Source organism: Microbacterium sp. Z10_103 (assembly GCF_058310455.1).
On sequence record NZ_JBZEGK010000001.1, the window covers coordinates 299,332 to 318,628 of the forward strand.

At 70.2% G+C, this 19,297-nt stretch carries 18 protein-coding genes; 14 read left to right on the forward strand and 4 right to left on the reverse strand.

Translation table 11 applies throughout. The annotated features are described in order from the left end of the window. The first annotated feature begins 1 nt into the window (after position 1). Positions 2-1,756 carry a DUF4012 domain-containing protein gene (locus tag AC4FS2_RS01300; protein ID WP_491176243.1) on the forward strand — a complete coding sequence of 585 codons (1,755 nt, stop codon included), beginning with the start codon at positions 2-4 and terminating at the stop codon, positions 1,754-1,756. A gap of 38 nt (positions 1,757-1,794) precedes the next feature. Here AC4FS2_RS01300 and AC4FS2_RS01305 read toward each other — a convergent pair whose 3' ends face one another. Further along, a complete protein-coding gene (locus tag AC4FS2_RS01305) occupies positions 1,795-2,334 on the reverse strand; it encodes a hypothetical protein (RefSeq protein ID WP_491176245.1) in 540 nt (179 codons plus the stop codon). Positions 2,335-2,911: 577 nt separating this feature from the next. On the opposite strand from AC4FS2_RS01305, the gene AC4FS2_RS01310 reads away from it, so the two are divergent. The 9 genes from AC4FS2_RS01310 (at position 2,912) to AC4FS2_RS01350 (ending at position 11,080) form a co-directional block, all read left to right on the forward strand. Next, on the forward strand, positions 2,912-3,589 hold the full coding sequence (locus AC4FS2_RS01310) for a GTP cyclohydrolase II (RefSeq protein ID WP_491176247.1): 678 nt from the start codon (positions 2,912-2,914) through the stop codon (positions 3,587-3,589). A 68-nt stretch (positions 3,590-3,657) separates the two neighbouring features. After that, positions 3,658-5,508, forward strand: coding sequence for a glutamine--fructose-6-phosphate transaminase (isomerizing) (gene glmS, locus AC4FS2_RS01315; protein WP_491176248.1), 1,851 nt, complete (start codon positions 3,658-3,660; stop codon positions 5,506-5,508). A gap of 258 nt (positions 5,509-5,766) precedes the next feature. Then, positions 5,767-6,195, forward strand: a complete 429-nt coding sequence (locus AC4FS2_RS01320) for a holo-ACP synthase (protein WP_491176250.1) — start codon at positions 5,767-5,769, stop codon at positions 6,193-6,195. Next, positions 6,192-7,316: an alanine racemase gene (alr, locus tag AC4FS2_RS01325; RefSeq protein ID WP_491176252.1), complete on the forward strand. Its 1,125-nt coding sequence runs from the start codon at positions 6,192-6,194 to the stop codon at positions 7,314-7,316. Before AC4FS2_RS01320 ends, alr begins: the two co-directional genes overlap by 4 nt. Continuing rightward, positions 7,313-7,816, forward strand: a complete 504-nt coding sequence (gene tsaE, locus AC4FS2_RS01330) for a tRNA (adenosine(37)-N6)-threonylcarbamoyltransferase complex ATPase subunit type 1 TsaE (protein WP_491154188.1) — start codon at positions 7,313-7,315, stop codon at positions 7,814-7,816. The genes alr and tsaE overlap by 4 nt, the downstream gene beginning before the upstream one ends. A 222-nt stretch (positions 7,817-8,038) precedes the next feature. Then, entirely contained in the window at positions 8,039-8,671 is a 633-nt protein-coding gene (gene tsaB, locus AC4FS2_RS01335) for a tRNA (adenosine(37)-N6)-threonylcarbamoyltransferase complex dimerization subunit type 1 TsaB (protein WP_491176256.1), read from the forward strand. Further along, positions 8,668-9,318, forward strand: a complete 651-nt coding sequence (gene rimI, locus AC4FS2_RS01340; RefSeq protein ID WP_491176258.1) for a ribosomal protein S18-alanine N-acetyltransferase — start codon at positions 8,668-8,670, stop codon at positions 9,316-9,318. Before tsaB ends, rimI begins: the two co-directional genes overlap by 4 nt. Then, a complete protein-coding gene (gene tsaD / locus AC4FS2_RS01345) occupies positions 9,315-10,394 on the forward strand; it encodes a tRNA (adenosine(37)-N6)-threonylcarbamoyltransferase complex transferase subunit TsaD (protein WP_491176260.1) in 1,080 nt (359 codons plus the stop codon). Before rimI ends, tsaD begins: the two co-directional genes overlap by 4 nt. Beyond that, on the forward strand, positions 10,391-11,080 hold the full coding sequence (locus AC4FS2_RS01350) for a hypothetical protein (RefSeq protein ID WP_491176262.1): 690 nt from the start codon (positions 10,391-10,393) through the stop codon (positions 11,078-11,080). The genes tsaD and AC4FS2_RS01350 overlap by 4 nt, the downstream gene beginning before the upstream one ends. A gap of 147 nt (positions 11,081-11,227) precedes the next feature. Here AC4FS2_RS01350 and AC4FS2_RS01355 read toward each other — a convergent pair whose 3' ends face one another. Then, positions 11,228-12,418 carry a class I SAM-dependent methyltransferase gene (locus AC4FS2_RS01355; RefSeq protein WP_491176264.1) on the reverse strand — a complete coding sequence of 397 codons (1,191 nt, stop codon included), beginning with the start codon at positions 12,416-12,418 and terminating at the stop codon, positions 11,228-11,230. Positions 12,419-12,611: 193 nt separating this feature from the next. On the opposite strand from AC4FS2_RS01355, the gene AC4FS2_RS01360 reads away from it, so the two are divergent. The 4 genes from AC4FS2_RS01360 to AC4FS2_RS01375 all read left to right on the forward strand — a co-directional run bounded on the left by AC4FS2_RS01360 (position 12,612) and on the right by AC4FS2_RS01375 (position 17,868). Continuing rightward, positions 12,612-13,448, forward strand: coding sequence for a hypothetical protein (locus AC4FS2_RS01360; RefSeq protein WP_491176266.1), 837 nt, complete (start codon positions 12,612-12,614; stop codon positions 13,446-13,448). Between the two features lie 81 nt (positions 13,449-13,529). Then, a complete protein-coding gene (locus tag AC4FS2_RS01365) occupies positions 13,530-14,369 on the forward strand; it encodes a hypothetical protein (RefSeq protein ID WP_491176268.1) in 840 nt (279 codons plus the stop codon). A gap of 92 nt (positions 14,370-14,461) precedes the next feature. Then, entirely contained in the window at positions 14,462-16,354 is a 1,893-nt protein-coding gene (locus AC4FS2_RS01370) for a dynamin family protein (RefSeq protein ID WP_491176270.1), read from the forward strand. After that, complete coding sequence (locus AC4FS2_RS01375; protein ID WP_491176272.1) at positions 16,354-17,868, forward strand: dynamin family protein; 1,515 nt, start codon at positions 16,354-16,356, stop codon at positions 17,866-17,868. The genes AC4FS2_RS01370 and AC4FS2_RS01375 overlap by 1 nt, the downstream gene beginning before the upstream one ends. On the opposite strand, the gene AC4FS2_RS01380 is transcribed toward AC4FS2_RS01375, so the two are convergent. After that, on the reverse strand, positions 17,803-18,450 hold the full coding sequence (locus AC4FS2_RS01380) for a hypothetical protein (protein WP_491176274.1): 648 nt from the start codon (positions 18,448-18,450) through the stop codon (positions 17,803-17,805). The genes AC4FS2_RS01375 and AC4FS2_RS01380 overlap by 66 nt on opposite strands. After that, a complete protein-coding gene (locus AC4FS2_RS01385) occupies positions 18,437-19,177 on the reverse strand; it encodes an IniB N-terminal domain-containing protein (protein ID WP_491176276.1) in 741 nt (246 codons plus the stop codon). The genes AC4FS2_RS01380 and AC4FS2_RS01385 overlap by 14 nt, the downstream gene beginning before the upstream one ends. Between the last annotated feature and the right edge of the window lie 120 nt (positions 19,178-19,297).

The window sequence follows — 19,297 nt, forward strand, 5'->3', positions numbered from 1 at the left end:
CGTGGCATCCGTCGCATCGCGGCGGAGGCGACGGACGGTGATGCTCGCATGCGGCGGCGCGGTGGCCCTGGCCACCGGCGCCGTCGCATGGGTCGGCGCGCAGGCCTGGCAGGCGAAGGACGAGCTTTCGGCCGTCGTTCCGCTGGCTGACGAGCTCGTCACCGCCGTCTCCCTCCGCGACTTCGACACCGCCCGTGAGGTCGCCGTCCGCTTCCGTGAGCACGCCGACCGTGCCGAGGAACTCACTGCCGGTCCACTGTGGTCGGTCGCGGGTCTCACTCCGGGTGTCGGAGCGAACCTCGCCGCCGTCCGCACCGTCTCGGTGCAGCTGTCGGTGGTGGGGGAGTCGGTGCTCGAGCCCGTCCTGGATGTGGCCGGGTCGCTCGGCGGTTCGGCAGACCCGAGCGCCGTGTCCGGCGCGAGCGAACCGCTCGCGCGGGCCTCGGCCGCGCTCACCTCTGCACGCGACGCCATGCACGCGATCGACGGCGACGCCGTGCTGCCGCCCGTGGCCGCCGGTGTCTCCCAACTGCAGGGTGCTCTGGACTCCGCCGCGCCCGTGCTCGACGGACTGGCACGCGCGGGCGCCGTGCTGCCGGGTCTCATGGGCGCGGATGGGCCCCGCGAAATCCTGGTCATGCTCCAGAACAGCGCCGAGGTACGCACCGGCGGGGGCATCACGGGCAGCTTCGTGCACCTGCACGCCGAGGCGGGGACGCTGTCGCTGGTGCAGCAGTCCGACTCCGCCCGATTCCCGATGCGTGACACCTCGATCGCGCCGGTGCCTGCGGCCGCGACGGCGCTGTATGGCGATGTCGTCGGGCGTTTCGTGCAGAACGCCACGATGACGCCCGATTTCACGACCTCCGCCGCCCTCGCGTCGGCGTGGTGGCAGTCGCAATACGGCGTCGTGCCGGACGCGGTGGTCGCGATCGACCCGCTCGTGCTGCGCGCTCTGCTCACCGCACACGGACCGATTCCGCTGGCGGACGGGACGCAGGTGAGCGACGCCGATCTCGTCCAGCGCCTGCTCATAGACCCGTACCTCCACCTCGATCCGGACGCCCAGACCGCGTACCTGCAGCAGGTGACGTCATCGGTGCTGACCACACTGATGACCGACATGGATCTGGTCGCCTGGGCCGAAGCACTCGTGCCCGTCGTCGCGGAAGGCAGAGTCTCGGTGTGGAGCGCCGTACCGGAGGAGCAGGCCGTGCTGGCGGATTCCGCCGTGGGTGGCCCGCGGGCTCGGCTGGACGCAGCCGGCGAGGCCGCGCATGCGGTCTATCTCAACGACGCAACGGGCGGGAAGATGGACAGCTATCTCGACGTCGCCATCGAATCGGGCGTGGAACGGTGCAGCGAGGACGGTGCGGCGGAGAGCGTCGTCCGCGTTACGCTCTCCAACACGGCACGCCCCGAAGGCATCGCGGAACTGCCGATGAGTATGACCGGCGGCGGCCTGTTCGGCACCGCGATCGGCGATATCGGCACGAGCGTCACCGTAGCCGCGCCGGCGAATGCCGGATTCGGGGGAGTGACCGACGCCGAGGGTGCGGTGGCGTCGGCGAACGAGGTCGACGGTGGCCGCCCCTTCACGGCGGTGCGGGTCAACGTCTCGCCGGGCGAGACCGAGACGGTCGAGTTCCGATTCGTCCTGGCGGCGGGTGCCGAAGACCCGCCGGTCGTCCTGCACACGCCCCTCCTCCGCGAGGTCCCGGTGTCGTCAGCCGTGGCGGCGTGCACCGATCGCTGAACCGCGTTCTCGAGCGTCCGGCGTCGCCCCTTCCTTCGTCAGGGAGCGGGCGGCGCCGGCGCCGTTCCGACAAGCGACCAGCCGTTCTCATCCACGCCGCCGTAGGCCGCCGCATCCGCGTCGGCTGATCGGCGGTCGGGATGCACCAGCCGCACCAGGCCGCGGCGATCCCACATCTGCTGCGGGACGTAGGCGTCTTCATACATGGCGAACCATCCGCCGTTAGTGCGGCGCCGGAGCTCGGCGAGCCACGCCACGTACTCCCGGTCGGCTCGGAGCGCGTTCGGATAGGCCTGGGCCGCCGCGGCGAGTCGGCCGGCGATGGCGTCCACATCCCACTCCGTTCTGCCGTCGCGGAACAGGTCCCAACCGAGGGAATTCGAGTACGCGAGCAGCACGTTGCGCTCGGCCGCCGGCCCGCTGGCGTCACCGGGGTCGGGGACGAGCACGCGGCACCGCCAGTGCCCGGTCGCGTAGAAGTTCGCGGTGATGCGGATGCCCTCGAAGCCGCGCGCGTGGAGGGTGGCGACGGCGGCCACGATCGCCGCCTCCGGGCGGTCCGAGTCATCCGCAGACATGCGATGAGCCTAGGGTCTGGTTCCGCGAGGCCGGCCCGACGGCGCCACGCCGCGAGTCATATCGAACCCTGTGCGCAGCGTGTGAGTCGCGCGCCACACACAGGGTTCAATATCGCGGAGCGAACTCCCCAGTCACTCCTGCGCGGGCTAGAGGTGGCACGATCCTCGTCCCCTCGAGGTCCCCCTCGTGGCCACCCTTGGCCGGTGTCCACGATACCGCCGGGCCACTGTGTCCGCCATATAGGGGACACGTTTGGGCCTTTAGTCCCTGAAAATCATCCGCGAATTTTCGGACACGCCGCAGGAATAGCGCCGATCTCGCGCAAGGCCAGTGCAGTACACTGGCCTTGCCTCCGGCGCGGCATCCGGGCTGTCCCCAGCAGTCTTTTCCGGGTCGTTTCCCCAAGCGATTCCGCGGGTCCGTGCCGGAGTAGTGGGCCCTCTCGTGTCATCCAGTCCCTAATGGGAAACTCGAGAGGGCCCGCGCCCTGTCCGGGGTGCCGACGCCGACGTGGAATACGTCGGCAGGGGCGCCGGTTGGCCGTCCAAGTACGTGAAACTCATGCTTGGGATGGAAATGACCGATCTCCTCGTTCCGGTGCCGGGCGCCGCACCGGCGAACCTCGCGACGGTTCGCACCGCCGTCCGGGTGCCGCTGCGGTTCCCCGAGGGATTCGCCGCCGTCGCCGACGTCTCCACGTTCGACGGGCTGGTCGACGGCAAGGAGCACCTCCTTCTGGGGCTCGGCGACTGGCGAGGCGCCCTCGAACGCATGCGCGCCGGCGGCGAAGCGCCCCTGGCTCGGCTGCACAGCGAGTGCCTCACCGGCGACGTCTTCGGCTCGGAGCGTTGCGATTGCGGCCCTCAGCTGCACGAGGCGCTGGAGCGCATCGCCGACGAGGGCGGCTTCCTCCTCTACCTCCGTCAGGAAGGGCGCGGCATCGGACTGTACGCCAAGCTCGACGCCTATGCGCTGCAGGATGCCGGCCTCGACACGTACGAGGCGAACGTCGCGCTCGGGCATGGCGAAGACGAGCGCGATTACACCGTGGCCGCTCAGATGTTGCGGGCGGTCGGGGTCGACCGCGTCCGACTGCTGAGCAACAATCCCGACAAGGCCGCGCAGCTCGAGAGCCTCGGGATCCGCGTGGCGGAGAAGGTGCCCACTGCCGTCCACATGTCGGCCGCGAACGCACGCTACCTCGCCGCCAAGCGCGACCACACGGCGCACACGATCGCGCTTCCGGCGGCGTGACGCGGGGCTCGCACCGGCCCCGCGCCACGCGGCAGGCCCTCAGCATCCCCCGTTTAGGATGAGGAACTATGTGCGGAATCATCGGTTACGTCGGTCCGAGGCAGAGCCAGGACATCCTGCTGGCGGGCCTCGCGCGGCTCGAATATCGCGGCTACGACTCGGCAGGAATCGCGGTTCTCGACAGCGACGGCCACCTGGGTATGCGCAAGCGCGCGGGCAAGCTCGCCGTGCTGCGGGATGACCTCGTCGAGTCACCGCTCGCGGACGGCACGACAGGCATCGGCCACACTCGCTGGGCCACGCACGGCGGACCCACCGACGGCAATGCGCACCCGCACCTCGCCGACGACGACAAGCTCGCGGTCATCCACAACGGCATCATCGAGAACTTCGGCGAGCTGAAGGCGGAACTCCTCGGCGAAGGCTTCACGTTCCGCAGCGACACCGACACCGAGGTCGCGGCGGTGATGCTCGGACGGGAATATGCCGCCTCCGGCGACCTCGCACAGGCTTTCCGCGCGGTCGTCGCTCGGCTGGAAGGGGCCTTCACGCTGCTCGCCATGCACCAGGATCAGCCGGGGGTCGTCGTGGGCGCCCGCCGCAACTCGCCCCTGGTCATCGGCCTCGGGGAGGGTGAGAACTTCCTCGGCTCCGACGTCGCCGCGTTCGTCGAGCACACCCGCAACGCCCTGGCCATCGGCCAGGACCAGATCGTCGTCATCACGCCCTCGGGCGTGGAGGTGACGGACTTCCACGGAACGCCGGTGGAGGTCGAGCCGTTCGAAGTGACGTGGGATGCCGCCGCCGCCGAGAAGGGCGGATGGTCCTCGTTCATGGCCAAAGAGGTCTCCGAAGAGCCCGAGGCCGTGGCGAACACGATCCGCGGGCGTATCCACGACGGCCTGGTCGAGATCCCCGAGCTGGACGGCCTGGATGACCTGCTCCGCGGCATCGACCGCATCCTCGTCATCGCCTGCGGCACCGCCGCGTACGCCGGCATGGTCGGCAAGTACGCGATGGAGAACTGGACCCGCGTGCCGGTCGACGTCGAACTCGCTCATGAGTTCCGCTATCGCGACCCGGTGTTGTCGCCCTCGACGCTGGTGGTGTCCATCAGCCAGTCCGGCGAGACCATGGACACGCTGATGGCGGTGAAGTACGCCCGTGAGCAGGGTGCGAAGACGCTGTCGATCTGCAACACGCAGGGCGCCACCATCCCGCGCGAGTCCGACGCGATCGTCTACACGCACGCCGGCCCCGAGGTCGCGGTCGCCTCGACGAAGGCCTTCGTTGCGCAGATCACCGCGCTGTACCTCCTCGCCCTGCACGTCGCGCGCCTGCGCGGCTCACTGTCATCCGAGCAGATCGCCGAGAACGCCGCCGAGCTGGAAGCCATCCCGGGCAAGATCGCGCGGGTTCTCGAGACCGAGCAGGAGCGCATCGAGCAGCTCGCCCACTGGATGGGCGACACCCGGTCGGTGCTGTTTCTCGGCCGTCACGTCGGGTACCCCATCGCGCTCGAGGGGGCGCTCAAGCTCAAGGAGCTCGCCTACATCCACGCCGAAGGATTCGCCGCCGGCGAGCTCAAGCACGGACCGATCGCGCTCATCGAGCCGGGGCAGCCGGTGTTCGTCATCGTCCCCTCGCCGCGGGGCAGCGGTGACATGCACCGCAAGGTGGTCTCGAGCATCGAGGAGATCCGCGCCCGCGGCGCTCGGGTGATCGCGATCGCCGAAGAGGGTGACGTCGCCGTGCTCCCCAAGGCGGATGAGGTGCTCCGCATCCCGCTGGCTGCTCCGATGTTCGAGCCGCTCCTCGCCGTCGTGCCGCTCCACATCTTCGCGATGGGGCTTGCCACGGCCAAGGGCCTCGACGTCGATCAGCCGCGCAACCTCGCCAAGTCCGTCACGGTCGAGTAGCCGCGGCGGGCACGGGGCTACTCGCCCCAGGCGATCCTGGCGCAGGGAGCGTCCCGCACGCGGCGGATCACCCCGGCGTGCGGGACTCCGTCCGGGGCCGTACTCAGGCTGGAGTCGCGCGCGCTCGGGGCGCACCGGGGATTTCCGCGGTGATTCGCCGTCCCCGCCGGGCCCAGCCTGAGTACGGTTCGCGCCGGGGCCCGGACGGTGCACCCGGACTAGGCTGAATCCGGCCCATTCGGGGCGGGAGGAGAGCGGATGATCGAGGGAATCGGGATCGACCTCGTCGACGTCCCGAGGTTCGAGCGATCAATCGCACGCACCCCGCGCCTGCTTGCACGCCTCTTCTCGCCGAGCGAGCGGATGCTGAAACCCCGGTCGCTCGCCGCCCGGTACGCCGCGAAGGAAGCCCTCATCAAGGCGCTCGGCGGGTCGGACGGCGTGCACTGGACCGAGATCGAGGTCGTGTCGGAGTCGTCGGGGCGTCCGCGGTTCGCGCTGTCGGGGTCGACCGCCGCCGCGGTTGCCGCACGCGGCATCACCCGCGTGCACCTCTCCCTCAGCCACGATGCCGGCCTGGCCACCGCCTACGTCATCGTCGAGTCCGTCGAGTCGCCGCAAAACGTCGGGTTCCGGGCCGAGAAGCCCACGGAAGATGGCGAGTCGACGGGGGTGGGGGCGGAATGAATCGGCTTCCGGACGGAGTCATGCGGGAGGCGCAGGTCGACGTCGAGGCGATCGCCGACAACGTGCGGCACCTGCGCCGGCTGACCGGCGCGGAAGTCATCGCCGTGGTCAAGGCCGACGGGTACGGGCACGGCGCGTTCCGCTCCGCGGTCGCAGCACTGCAGGGCGGAGCATCCCGCCTCGGCGTCGCCGACGTCGCCGAGGCCTTGCAGCTGCGCCGCGCCGGCATCACCGCACCGATCCTGGCGTGGCTGCAGGCGCCGGGGACATCGTTCGTCGAAGCCGTCGCCTCCGACATCGAGCTGGGGATCTCCGGCATGGATCAGCTCCTCGCGGCCGCGGCCGCAGCATCCGGAGACCATCCCGCGACGGTGCACCTCAAGATCGACACGGGGTTGTCGCGCAACGGTATCCCGCCGGCGGAAAGCCGCGTCGTGTTCGCCGAAGCCGCCCGGCTCGAGCGGATCGGGAAACTCCGCGTCACGGGACTTTTCTCGCACCTGTCCAACGCATCGCCGGAGGACGACCGGGCCGCGCTGCGCGTGTTCGAAGAGGCCGTGGTCGTCGCCGCATCCCTCGGACTGAACCCGCCGCTTCGCCACATCGCCGCCACGCACGCGGCGATCGCGCTGCCCGAGGCGCGTCTGGGATGCGTCCGCATCGGCATCGGGCTGTATGGCCTGTCGCCCTTCGCCGACCGCACGTCGGCCGAACTCGGGCTCCGGCCCGCGATGACGCTGCGGGCCGCCGTCGCCGCGGTGCGGCGGGTTCCGGCAGGGCAGGGCGTGTCGTACGGATACGACTTCCGTGCCGGACGGGAGACGACCCTCGCGCTCGTACCGCTCGGGTACGCCGACGGTGTTCCGAGACAAGCCTCGGGAGCCGGCCAGGTCTCGATCGCCGGACGGAGCTTCGCCGTGGCCGGCCGTATCGCCATGGACCAGTTCGTCGTGGACGTCGGCGACACCCCCGTGGCGGTGGGCGACGAGGTGGTGCTCTTCGGAGATCCGACGCTCGGAGCGCCATCGGCGAACGACTGGGCGGATGCGGCGGGCACCAACAACTACGACATCGTCACGCGCATCGGCCCGCGGGTTCCCCGACGGCAGGTGGCCGGATGAGCGTTCCCGACGGCCTGCTCGGAACACGTGAGATCGACACACCCGAGGCGATGCGCGACCTCGGCGTGACGCTCGGCCGGGCGCTGCAGCCGGGCGATGTGGTCGTGCTCACCGGCGGCCTCGGCGCAGGCAAGACGACGCTCACCCGCGGCATCGGCGAGGGACTCGGCATCCGAGGACCGGTGCAGAGCCCCACCTTCGTGCTCGCGCGCACGCATCCGTCGCTGGTGGGGGGCGCCCCGCTCGTGCACGTGGATGCGTACCGCCTCGGCTCGGCGGTCGAACTGGACGACCTCGACATCGACGTGGCGCATTCGGTGGTGATCGTCGAGTGGGGGCGGGGGATGGCCGAGCACCTCGCCGACACGTGGTGGGAGATCGAGATCACCCCGCAGACCGGCGGCCGCGGCCTCGACTCCGCATGCGGCACCATCGCCCGCCACACCGCGGAACTCGACGACGACGCACCCCGCACGGTCACCATCACGCGCCGCCCCTAGGCCGCTCCTCGTCGCACTCCGGCCCTGTGCCGCCGCTGGCCGCTCTCCGGCGCGGTGCCGCCGCCCGCCGCCCCGCGCCGGCCCTCGCCACTCTCCGAGGTTTGGGGCGCGAAAAGTGCCTTGGGGCGCGACTGGATGCGCCCCAAGACACGAAATGCGCCCCAAACCCGTGAGGTTCCCGCGCGCGGGGACCGTGGGACCGGGGCGGATTACGCTGGAAGGGTGTTCCTCGGCATCGACACCTCCCTCGGCACGGCTGTCGCCGTCGTCGAGGTCGACGGGTACGTCCAGGACGAAGCATCCAGCGACAACCCGCTCGGCCACGCCGAAGTGATCGGGGAGCTGCTCGCGCGCGTGGATGCGGCGGGCGTCACCCATGTCGCGGCCGGGATGGGTCCAGGGCCCTTCACCGGCCTCCGGGTGGGGATCGCCGCCGCTCGGGCCTTCGCGCTCGGCCGTGCCTTGCCCGTGGTGCCCGTCGTCAGCCACGACGCTGTCGCGCTCGGCATCCTCATGGATGCCGCCCTCGCCGGCGCTCCCGAGCCAGGCCGCTTCGCCGTCGTGACCGATGCGCGTCGCCGGGAATTCGCCTTCACCGTGTACGCCGGACTCGACGATGACGGACTGCCTGTGCGGGTCACCGAGCCGGCGCTGATCCCGCGCACCGAGATCGACGCGCGTCTGGCCGAACTCGGCGCGGATCGCCGGGACGCCGCATCCGTGCCCGCCGCGATGGTCGCGCTCGCCGCTGCCCGCGCGACGGCGGCCGGTCGCACCATCGGTCCGTCCGAGCCGCTCTACCTCCGCTCGCCCGATGTGACGCTCGGGCACACGCCGAAGAAGGTCCGCACGTGAATCTCCGGGCCGCCGACCCGTCCGATCTCGACGCCATCATGACGCTCGAGCGGGCCTCGTTCCCCACGGATGCGTGGAGCGAGGCGATGATGCGCGAGGAGCTCTCCTCCCGCCACGGCTGGTACGTCGTCGCGGAGGAGGCGGGCCGTCTCGCCGGCTACGCGGGGCTCCGCGCGCCCCGCGGGGCGAAGGATGCCGACATCCAGACGATCGCGATCGCCGAAGGCTTTCGCGGAGGGGGCCGGGGACGGATGCTGCTGACCGCGCTGCTTGACGAGGCCTTGCGGCGCGACGTGCGGGAGGTTTTCCTCGAAGTGCGGGCCGACAACCCCGTCGCGCAGGCCCTGTACGCGTCGGAGGGGTTCGCCGAGGTCGGCCGTCGGCCCCGGTATTACCAGCCGGACGACGTGGATGCGATTGTGATGGCTCTCGACCTGGCCGGATGGGGGCACGCGCGCGCAGCCGCACCGTCGGAGGATCGCACGGAGGTCGGAGGATCCGCGAGGAATGCTCCGACATCGAGCACATCCTCCGACCTCGGTGCGGCGGGCCAGGGACTGCAGCCCCTCGGCGCCGCGGGGCAGGGGCTGCAGCCGCTCGGTGCCGCGGGGGCGACCTGCGACCTCGAGACCGGGTGGTGCACATGAACCGCGAGCCCCTGGTGCTCGGCATCGAGACCAGCTGCGACGAGACCGGCATCGGCGTCGTCCGCGGCCGCACGCTGCTGAGCAACACCATCGCCTCGAGCATGGAAGAGCACGCGCGATACGGCGGCGTCGTCCCCGAGGTCGCCGCGCGCGCACACCTCGAGGCGCTGCAGCCCTCGATCGAGGCGGCGCTTGCCGAGGCATCCGTGCGCATACATGACCTGGATGCGGTGGCCGTCACCAGCGGCCCGGGGCTCGCCGGCGCACTCATGGTCGGAATCGGCGCCGCCAAAGCCCTCGCCGTTTCGCTGAACAAGCCGCTGTACGCGGTGAACCACCTCGTCGGACACATCGCCGCCGACATCCTCGACACCGAGGCAGGACCGCTGGAGTACCCCACGGTCGCGCTCCTGGTGAGCGGCGGCCACACCTCGCTCCTCCTCGTTCGCGACCTCACGAGCGACGTGGAACTCCTCGGCGAGACGGTCGATGATGCCGCCGGCGAGGCGTTCGACAAGGTCGCCCGCCTTCTCGGGCTGCCCTACCCCGGGGGCCCGGAGATCGACCGCGCCGCCGCATCCGGCGATCCCCGGGCGATCGCCTTCCCGCGCGGGCTCTCCCGCGCCTCCGACCGGGAGCGGCACCGCTACGACTTCTCCTTCTCCGGACTGAAGACGTCCGTCGCGCGCTGGATCGAACAGCGCGAGGCGGCGGGCGAGCCGGTGCCGGTGGCGGATGTCGCGGCATCCTTCCGCGAGGCCGTTGTCGACGTGCTGGTCACCAAGGCCCTCGATGCGTGTGAGCAGTTCGATGTGCCGCGCCTCCTCCTGGGCGGCGGCGTCGTCGCGAACCGTCGGCTGCGCGATGTCGCGCTGGAGCGCGCGGGCGCCGCCGGGGTGAGCGTGCGGATTCCGCCGCTCCGCCTCTGCACCGACAACGGCGCGATGATCGCCGCGCTCGCCTCCGAGCTCATTCGCTCGGGGAGCCGGCCCTCCACGCTGGCGTTCGGTGCCGACTCGACGCTGCCGGTGACGCAGATCCAGGTCGCGGAAAACCGCGAAGAGGATGCAGCATGAGCGACGGCTCGCCGCGCCGCCCTCGCCGTCTGGACGACCCCGCGGAACCGCGACCTGCGCCCACGACGGCGGAGACCGCGGTGCGGCAGGCGGCCGCTCCCCCCGATCTCCGTGGGGTGGATGTCGCGCTTGCGGCCGCGTCGGCGGGGCCTGCGCAGGAGGCCGCGTCGGACGCCCGGCCCACCGACCCGGCGAGGACCCGCCCTGCGCCGGACGCCCCGGACGCCCCGCGCGCGGCCTCCACCGCCCCCGCGCGCACTGCCCCGGCCATGTCCCGCCCACCGCTCGTGGAGCCGCCCTCACCCGACGTCGTCGTCGCCGCGACCTCCCGCATCCCGGGTTCCGCGCGCACCGGGTACACCCAGCTCCCGACCGCGCCCGTGATCGTCTCGGCGGAGGGCCCTGTCGAAGGTCAGCACTTCGAGTGGGCTCCGCCGCCACCCGCCAAGCGCGCCGCCGTCGCTCCCTGGGCGCTCGCACTCGCGATCGTCGCGTTGGCGGCGTCGATCTTCGTGGGCTGGATGCTGCCCATCGGGCTGGCGGGCGCCATCACGGCGATCGTGGCCCTCCGTCGCGCCGGCGAGTCGCGCGCGGTCGCGGTGTGGGCGCTCATGCTGAGCCTCCTCGCCATCGCTTACAGCACGGGATGGCTGCTGTGGGCCATCCCGCGGCTTCCGCTGGGCTGAACCGCATCCGCCGTCTCCATATGTCCTGGGCGAGACCGCACGTTGTGGTCACCCAGAGCGTGTGGTTTCGGCGAAACCATAGGGGCTCGCCGCTGAGGGGCCCCGCGCCCCAGCGACGCCCCGCCCGCAGAAGGTCGAGCCGGCGGGTCAGGGGATGCGGTCGGCCAGCACCGCGAGGCGGCGCTTGCCGACGCGCGTGAGGATCAGGGTCGCCGAGTCGTCACCGCGGAGGCCGAGCTTGGTGCGCAGGACCGCAGGGTCGACATCGACGCCGCGCTTCTTGATCTCCAGAGTGCCGATTCCGCGCTCGCGGAGGGCACGGCCCAGCGCGCGGGTCTCGAACGGCACCTCTTCGCGCACGCGGAACGAGGAGACGAAGGGGCTCGTGAGCGCCGCGTCCGACGTGAGGTACGCCATGCCGGGGGCGAGCATCCCCGCCTGGAGCGCGCGAGCGACCTCGCCGATCAGCCGCGCCCGGATGACCGCACCGTCGGGTTCGTGCACGAACGCCCCGAGCTCCCGCACCGGTTCGTCCTCGGCATCCCCGCCCGCGGTGAGTTCCCACGCGTCGTCGCCGCGCGTGACGAGGGCCGCCCGACGTACGCCGTCGCGGGCGAGCGCACGCGTCCATACGACGAGTTCGACGGTCGAGCCGTCGGCGCTGACCCACTGCGCCTCCGCGTCGGCGGGGATCGCGTCGCGATCGAACGCCGGGCCGAGCTTCATCCCGCCGGGCCTCCGGTCCAGCAGGTCGAAGGCCCACTCCACAGGCGGCGAGTAGTCCGCGGCGCGAACGCGCACGGTCTCGGTGTGCCCGGCCGTCCGGCGCGCCGGGTCGAGCCACACGCCGTCGACGTCGGACAGGTCGGATGCTTCGGCCGTACCGTGGCGGACCTCGACGGCGTCCCCGAACGGGGCCAGGTTGTAGGCGGCGACTGCTGCGGTGACCTCGTCGGCGTCGACGGCGAGCACCCCCAGGCCGAGCGCGGCGAAGCCCAGGGCGTCGCCCCCGATGCCGCAGCCGAGGTCCGCGACGCGGGAGATCCCGGCCGCCCGGAACCGCCCGGCGTGGCGCGCGGCGACCGAGAGGCGGGTGGCCTGTTCGAGTCCGGCACGGGTGAACAGCATGCGTTCGGCGAACGGTCCGAACTTCGTCCGGGCACGCGCACGAAGGCGCGCCTGGCCGACGACGGCTGAGACCAGGTCGGGGGAGTGCCCGGCGGAGCGCAATTGCGAGACCGCGCGCGTGACGTCGGTTGTCGACGAGATCTCGCCCGCCTCATCCAGGAGTCGGAGCCCTTCGGGCGTGAGCAGTGCCGTCAACTCCGCCATATCCACCCCTCCACCCTAGGCGCGGCCCCGTACGCGTCCGAGTCGGTACCCCCTGCCGATAGGGGGTTGGGGGGAGGGGACCCCCTCCCAACGACCCCGAATCCCCGGAGGCATCCCCGATGTGGCCGAGTGCCGTGCGTTCGTACTGTGAGGCCACGAACTCACGCGGGGTGCAGAGCCCCGGGAATGGACAGGGATCATGGCCTTCGACGACTACACCCTCAACGCCGCGCTCAGCACGACGGTTGCGGACTCGTTCAACGACGACGAGACGAACACGCTGGATGTCGACGTTGCCGTCACAGACGCGGGCAACACCGACGAGTCGGTGAACGACAGCAACAACACCACCGCCACGGCGACGGACTCGTTCCACTGGGGGTCGCACAACACCGACACCGACACCGACAACTCGGGCAACACCGACTCGTACAACGACTCGTGGAGCTTCACCGACAGCTCGACCACCGACAACTCCGACAACTCCACGAACGACAACTCGATCAACGCCGGTCTCCGCAGCTACAACACGGGCTTCGGCGACGTCGGCGGAGCGGCGGCGGCCGCGGGAGGCGGCGGCGACATGATGATCGACAGCCGCTCGACCATCGTCGACCAGTCGGTCAACGGCAACGTCGCCGCGGACGGCCCGGTCTTCTCCTCGGTATCCAGTGACGCGGTCGTCAACTCCGGCGACGGGGCGTTCGTGGCTGGCGACGACGTGAGCGTCACCTACAACATCGACGAGTCCACCTCCATCAGTGCCGACGGCGACATCCTGATGGACAGCACGAAGACGGTCAACACCTCGATCAATTCGGGAAACGACTACTCGTTCACCTCGAACTGGACCGACACCTCGCAGGACTGGGACATCGACGACTCGAACAACGCCTACGACTGGTCGAGCACCGTCAGCGGCTCGTACAACGACTCGGGGGTCTTCGACTCCACCACGAACGTCGACGTGGACGTCAACGCGATCGTCGACAGCGTCGGCTCCGGTATCGCGGACGGCACCGACCTCGGCATGTGAGACCCGCTGCCGGCCGCCGCCAACGGCGGCCGGCATACCAGCATCCGGGCGCTCGCGCCTTTCGAGAAAGAGAGCAAGGACATGGCATTCGACGACTACACCGCCGACATCGACGTCACCGCGGAAACACGCGGGTCGTTCAACACGACGACCACCAACACCGCGAACCTCGCCGCCGATGTGAGCAACGTCGGCAATGTCGACGCCTCGACGAACGGCTCGGGCAACACCGACGCGACGGCGACCGACTCGTTCCACGCGAACTCGCACAACACCGAGACCGACACCGACCACTCCGGTAACGAGGGGTCCTACAACGACACCGTGACGGTGACCGACGACTCGGACACGGACAACTCCGACAACTCCACGAACGACAACTCGGTCAATGCCGGCCTGCGCTCGTACGACACGGGCTTCGGCAACGTGCTGGGGGCCGCCGGCGGCGGTGGCGACATGATGATCGACAACCGGTCGACGATCGTCGACCAGTCGATCAACGCCAACGTCGCCGCCGGCGGGGGGCTCGACCAGTGGGTCGCTCCGGATGCGGTGGTCAACAGCGGTGACGGCGCCTACGTGGCGGGTGACGACGTGAACGTCACCTACAACGTCAACGACGCCACGACTATCGATGCCGGAGGCGACATCCTGATGGACGGCAGCTCGAAGGACGTGAACTTCGCCTACAACTCGGGCAACACCACCACGGTGAACACCACGGTGACCGACAACTCGCAGGACTGGGACCTCGACAACGTGGACAACACCTACTCCGCCACGCTGGACGTCGAGAACTCGTTCAACGACGAGTTCACGACCACGTCGACGAACGACTGGGACGTCGACGCGAACGTCATCTGGGACAGCGGCATGTCCGGAATCGCGGACGACGATCCCGACGTGGACGTCGATCTGTGACGACTGCCTGATGTGGCGATGACCCCGGGTCATGACCCGACCCGGGGTCATCGCCCTCTGCTGTCCCCGCCCGTCCACCTGAGGAGAACACCGTGACCGCACCCGAATCGGCAGGCGCCGTCGCCACGGCCGCGGGCCCTCGAGCTCCGGAGCGGACACCGGTGCCTGTCCCGCCAGGAGAGCTCGTCCGGCTGGTGGAGCAGACGCGCTCGTTCTCCGGCGCGGTCGGGCGAACGGATCTGGCCAAACGACTCGACGACACCCGCACGCGCCTCCTCGATCCGCATGTGCGGGTGATCGTCGTCGGACAGTTCAAACAGGGCAAGAGCAAGCTCGTCAACGCGCTCATCAACGCGCCCGCGTGCGCCGTCGACGACGACGTCGCCACCGCGGTGCCGACGTCGGTCGGGTACGCCGAAGAGCCCTCCGCTGCCGTCTTCCTGCGGCCCGAAGGCGGCGGCGACGAAACGGTCGAGCGGCTGCAGATCTCCTTCGACGATCTGGCTTCGTATGTGTCTGACCGTGCGCAGATGCCTCCGGGGCGGGCGATCGTGGGCGCCGAAGTGCTCCTGCCCCGGGAAATCCTCAAGGGTGGCCTTCGCCTCGTCGACTCACCGGGTGTTGGGGGCCTGGAGTCCACGCGGGCGTTGGCCACTCTTGCGGCACTGTCGACGGCGCACGCGGTCATCCTCGTTTCCGACGCCTCACAGGAGTACACCGAGCCGGAGATGACGTTCCTCCAGCACGCGATGCGCATCTCACCCAATGTCGCCGCGGTCCTGAGCAAGACGGACATCTATCCGCAGTGGCGTGACATCCACTCGATCGATCGCACCCGTCTGGATGATCTCGGCGACGTGCCGATCTTCGCCGTCTCCAGTGACCTGCGCCTGCTGGCCGCAGAGCACCAGGATCGCGAACTCAACGACGAGTCCGGGTTCCCCGCACTCGTCGCGCATCTGCGCCGCGACGTGCTGGGACGCGCCGAGCTGCTGCACCGGCGCGCCGCCGTGCACGACCTCACGACCGTTGTCGACCAGCTGGGGATGTCGGTGCGCTCGGAGCTCAACGCCCTGGTGCATCCCGAAGACACGCCGCGCATGATCGCCGAACTCGAGGACGCGAAGGCGCGTGCCGACGAATTCCGCGGCCGCTCGGCCCGCTGGCAAGTCACGCTCAGTGACGGCATCGCCGACCTGATCGCCGACACCGAGCACGACCTGCGCGACCGCCTGCGCAAGGTGCAGCGCGACGGCGAGGCGGCCATCGACGAGGGCGACCCCGGCCCGATCTGGGATCAGATCGCGGAGTGGCTGGACCAGCGCGTCTCCGCCGCCGTGTCGGAGACGTTCGTCTGGACCAACGAGCGCTCGCAGTGGCTGTCGGAGCGGGTCGCCGAGGAGTTCATCGCAGGGGAGTCGGGCATCCCCCTCATCGACGTCGGCGATGTCACCGGCGTGCTCGACCCGGTTGAGCAGCTGCAGGTGCTCGACGAGGGGCGCATGAGTGCCACGGAGAAGATCTACATCGGGGTGCGCGGCTCGTACGGGGGTGTGCTGATGGTGGGGCTCGCGACGAGCCTTGTCGGCCTCTCGCTGATCAATCCCCTGTCTCTGCTGGCGGGCGTGCTCGTCGGCCGCCGGGCCTTCCGTGAAGACATGACCGGCCGGCTGACGCGACGGCAGATGGAGGCGAAGAACCTCTTGCGCCGGCATATCGAAGACGTCGTGTTCCAGGTGGGCAAGCAGCTGAAAGATCGTCTGCGCCTCGTTCAACGTGCCTCCCGCGATCATTTCGGAACGATCGCCGACGAGCTGCACCGGTCGCTGTCGGAGTCGGTGCTCGCCGCCAAGCAGGCCGCCGCGACCTACACCGCCGATCGCGACGGGCGGGTGAAAGAGCTCGAGACGCGGCTGCGTCAGATCGAGAACCTCCGCCAGCAGATCCCCGCGATCGAGGCTGCGGCCGCGCGGCGGGCGAAGTGATGCGGACCTCGCTGAGCGACGTCGCCGACGTCATCGATGCCACCCGCATCCTGTACGAGGATGAGCCCGAGACGGTGGAGCTTCTCGACGGTTACGCCCGCCGGCTGCGCGAACCGCTGCGCGTCGCGGTCGCGGGTATCGTCAAGGCCGGGAAGTCCACGCTCCTGAACGCCCTGATCGGCGAGCGGATCGCCCCCACCGATGCCGGTGAATGTACGCGGGCGATCACGTGGTACCGCTATGCGCCGACGGCGGCGATCACCATGCACCTCGTCGACGGAACGGCGGTGCGCCTGCCTGTCCGCCGTGTGGAGGGGCGGCTCGATCTCGACCTGCAGGGCCATCCCGTCGAGGACGTCGCGTGGATCGACGTGGGCTGGCCGTCGGAGAGCCTGCGGTCGACGATCCTCATCGACACGCCCGGAATCGCGTCGGTGACGCGGACGAACTCGGCGCGGTCGATGAAGTTCCTCGTGCCGGAGAACTCCCCGTCCGCCGCCGACGCCATCGTGTATCTCCTGCGGCACGTGCACTCCTCCGACGTCTCGTTCCTGCGGGCGTTCCACGACACGGCGGCAGGGCCGTCTTCCACCGTGAACGCCGTGGCGGTGCTGTCCCGCGCAGACGAGATCGGCTCGGGCCGCATCGACTCGCTGCTCTCCGCCGCGGCGATCGCTGACCGCTATCGCCGCGACGGCGAGCTGAGAGCGCTCGCCCTCGGGGTCCTCCCGGTCGCCGGCCTGCTCGCGGAGGGCGCGCGCACCCTTCGCGAGAGCGAGTTCATCGCGTTGCGCGAGCTCGCGCGACTGGACCGTGACGTGCGGGAGCGCCTCCTGCTGTCGGCCGACCGGTTCGTGCGTCCGACGACGGCGACCTCGCTCAGCATCCCCGTGCGGGAGAACCTGCTGCAACGCTTCGGCATCTTCGGCGTCCGATTGGCGGCTGCCCTCATCCGCGGCGGTGCGACGTCCTCGTCCGCCCTCGCCGAGCGGCTCGTCCAGCAAAGCGGCATGGTGACGCTGCAGCAGTTCGTCGTCGACCACTTCCGTGCCCGGGCTGTCGCGCTGAAGGCGCGCGGGGTCCTGCAGGGTGTGGAACAGGTCGTCCGGGAACGGCCGCGCCCGGGAGCGGACGCCGTGCTCGGTGGCATCGAGCGGATCGTGTCGCGCAGTCACGAGCTGCGCGAGCTGACCCTTCTCGCTGACCTACGCACCTCTTCCGTTGCTCTCTCGCCGGCGGACGTCGCCGAGGGGGAGCGGGTCCTCGGCGGCCTGGGCATCTCGGCATCCGCGCGGCTGGGTCTGCCCGAGACGGCGAGACCCGAGGAGCGCACGGCCCGCATCGGAGCACTGCTCACCCGCTGGCGCGCGCTGGGAGAGTCGCCGATCAACGACCGCTATACCGCGCACCTCTGCCGCATGGTCGTGCGCAGCATCGAGGGAATCGCGTCAGAGGTCGCCGCCCGCAGCGCCGGCGCCGCGGACGACGTCGTGTTTGCGAGCGGTCCAGCGTAGGGCGCGCGGGAAGGTCGCGAAGAGCAACCCCACCACGGCCAAGGCCAGAGCCAGCAACAGCACGCGCTCGAGCGGAACGCCCCGTTCTCCCACCGCCACGAGTTCGCGGCAGACCAGGAAGACGCCGCCCTGGAGGAGCGCGGTGCCCAAAAGCCACCAGCGGATGTGGGGTCGGCGGTTCGAGAAGGAGACCAGCAGGGTGACCTGGACGAGCCAGAGGGCGACGAGCACCCCGAACACCGACCAGAACACGATGTCGGCTGCGGTGTCGTAGGTCGCGTCAGCACGGCTCTCGTCGACGCCTTTGATGACACGGACGATCTCCGGCAGCTGCGGCTCGCGAATGATGAAGAGGTAGACCACGGCGACCGCGCTCACCGCGAGCGAGAGCACCCATGACAGCTGGCTGAGACGCACCGACGCCGGTGCGGGCAGTTTCACCAGCACCGGCGCGGCCTCTTTGTCTGAGAGGGAAGGACGCGCAGGGGCTGCACGTCCTTCCCCGGTCGTGTTCGAGGGGAGGCCGCGACCCGCGACGGCGTTGTCGGGGTCGCGCCTCCGCTCGAGATCAGAAGCTGTCATCGGACGGGATCTCCTCGATCACGGCCGAGTCGGAGGAGTCGAACACCGCGGACGTGTCGCTGTCGACGGTGGTCTCGGTATAGGTGGACGCACTGTCGTTGAAGGAGTCGTCGGCCGTGGCGGTGCCCGTGGTCTCGTTCATCGAGTCCGTCACGGTCGTCGTCGTCGACGCATCCGTCGTCGTCGCGGTGTCGGTCGTGGTGTTGCCCGAGTCGGTAGCGGTGTTCTCTGTGATGTCGCTTCCGTCGATCGCCACGTCGTCCCCGGCGTCGATGTCCGTGGAATTGTCGATGTCGGTCTCGACCGTGGCGTCGTCGCCGGCGGCCATGGCGTCATCGCCCGAGGCTACGACGGCGTCCTGGTCGAACACCTGGGTGACATCACCGTCCGCCCAGATGTTCTGATTCACCGACTGGTCGAGAACGGTGTCGCGGTCATCGACGTAGGAGAAGCTGTTCGTGATCGCGTTGATCTCCCGCACGGTGGGACTCACCTCTGGCGGCGCCGGCCGTGGGTCGGGGGCCACGGCGGCCGGGACGATCTGTGCCCTCTCCGCGATCACCGGTGCGACGGCGCACACATCCGCGGCTGTGGCATTGCTCAGCCCCCGCGACGACAGTGCCGCCTGCGGATCCTGGTCGAACTCCGCGGCCGCTTCGGGATCGCGGAGGAGGCTGAGGATGAACTCGATCAGCGCGTCGGCGATCGTGGCCAGTGTGACGCTCATTTCGGCTCCTTAGGGTGATGATGACTCGACGCTATTGCTTCCGCTCCCGCCCCGCGTCGGGGGCTACCCCCATGCCGTAGGGGGTGCACTAGGGGGTGGGTGGGGGCACGCGGGGGGTCC

Excerpts from the sequence above, each read along its gene's own strand:
- AC4FS2_RS01305 (WP_491176245.1), bottom strand. The coding sequence starts at position 2,334 with ATGTCTGCGGATGACTCGGACCGCCCGGAGGCGGCGATCGTGGCCGCC.
- AC4FS2_RS01310 (WP_491176247.1), top strand. The coding sequence starts at position 2,912 with ATGACCGATCTCCTCGTTCCGGTGCCGGGCGCCGCACCGGCGAACCTC.
- glmS (WP_491176248.1), top strand. The coding sequence starts at position 3,658 with ATGTGCGGAATCATCGGTTACGTCGGTCCGAGGCAGAGCCAGGACATC.
- AC4FS2_RS01320 (WP_491176250.1), top strand. The coding sequence starts at position 5,767 with ATGATCGAGGGAATCGGGATCGACCTCGTCGACGTCCCGAGGTTCGAG.
- alr (WP_491176252.1), top strand. The coding sequence starts at position 6,192 with ATGAATCGGCTTCCGGACGGAGTCATGCGGGAGGCGCAGGTCGACGTC.
- tsaE (WP_491154188.1), top strand. The coding sequence starts at position 7,313 with ATGAGCGTTCCCGACGGCCTGCTCGGAACACGTGAGATCGACACACCC.
- tsaD (WP_491176260.1), top strand. The coding sequence starts at position 9,315 with ATGAACCGCGAGCCCCTGGTGCTCGGCATCGAGACCAGCTGCGACGAG.
- AC4FS2_RS01350 (WP_491176262.1), top strand. The coding sequence starts at position 10,391 with ATGAGCGACGGCTCGCCGCGCCGCCCTCGCCGTCTGGACGACCCCGCG.
- AC4FS2_RS01360 (WP_491176266.1), top strand. The coding sequence starts at position 12,612 with ATGGCCTTCGACGACTACACCCTCAACGCCGCGCTCAGCACGACGGTT.
- AC4FS2_RS01365 (WP_491176268.1), top strand. The coding sequence starts at position 13,530 with ATGGCATTCGACGACTACACCGCCGACATCGACGTCACCGCGGAAACA.
- AC4FS2_RS01375 (WP_491176272.1), top strand. The coding sequence starts at position 16,354 with ATGCGGACCTCGCTGAGCGACGTCGCCGACGTCATCGATGCCACCCGC.
- AC4FS2_RS01380 (WP_491176274.1), bottom strand. The coding sequence starts at position 18,450 with ATGACAGCTTCTGATCTCGAGCGGAGGCGCGACCCCGACAACGCCGTC.
- AC4FS2_RS01385 (WP_491176276.1), bottom strand. The coding sequence starts at position 19,177 with ATGAGCGTCACACTGGCCACGATCGCCGACGCGCTGATCGAGTTCATC.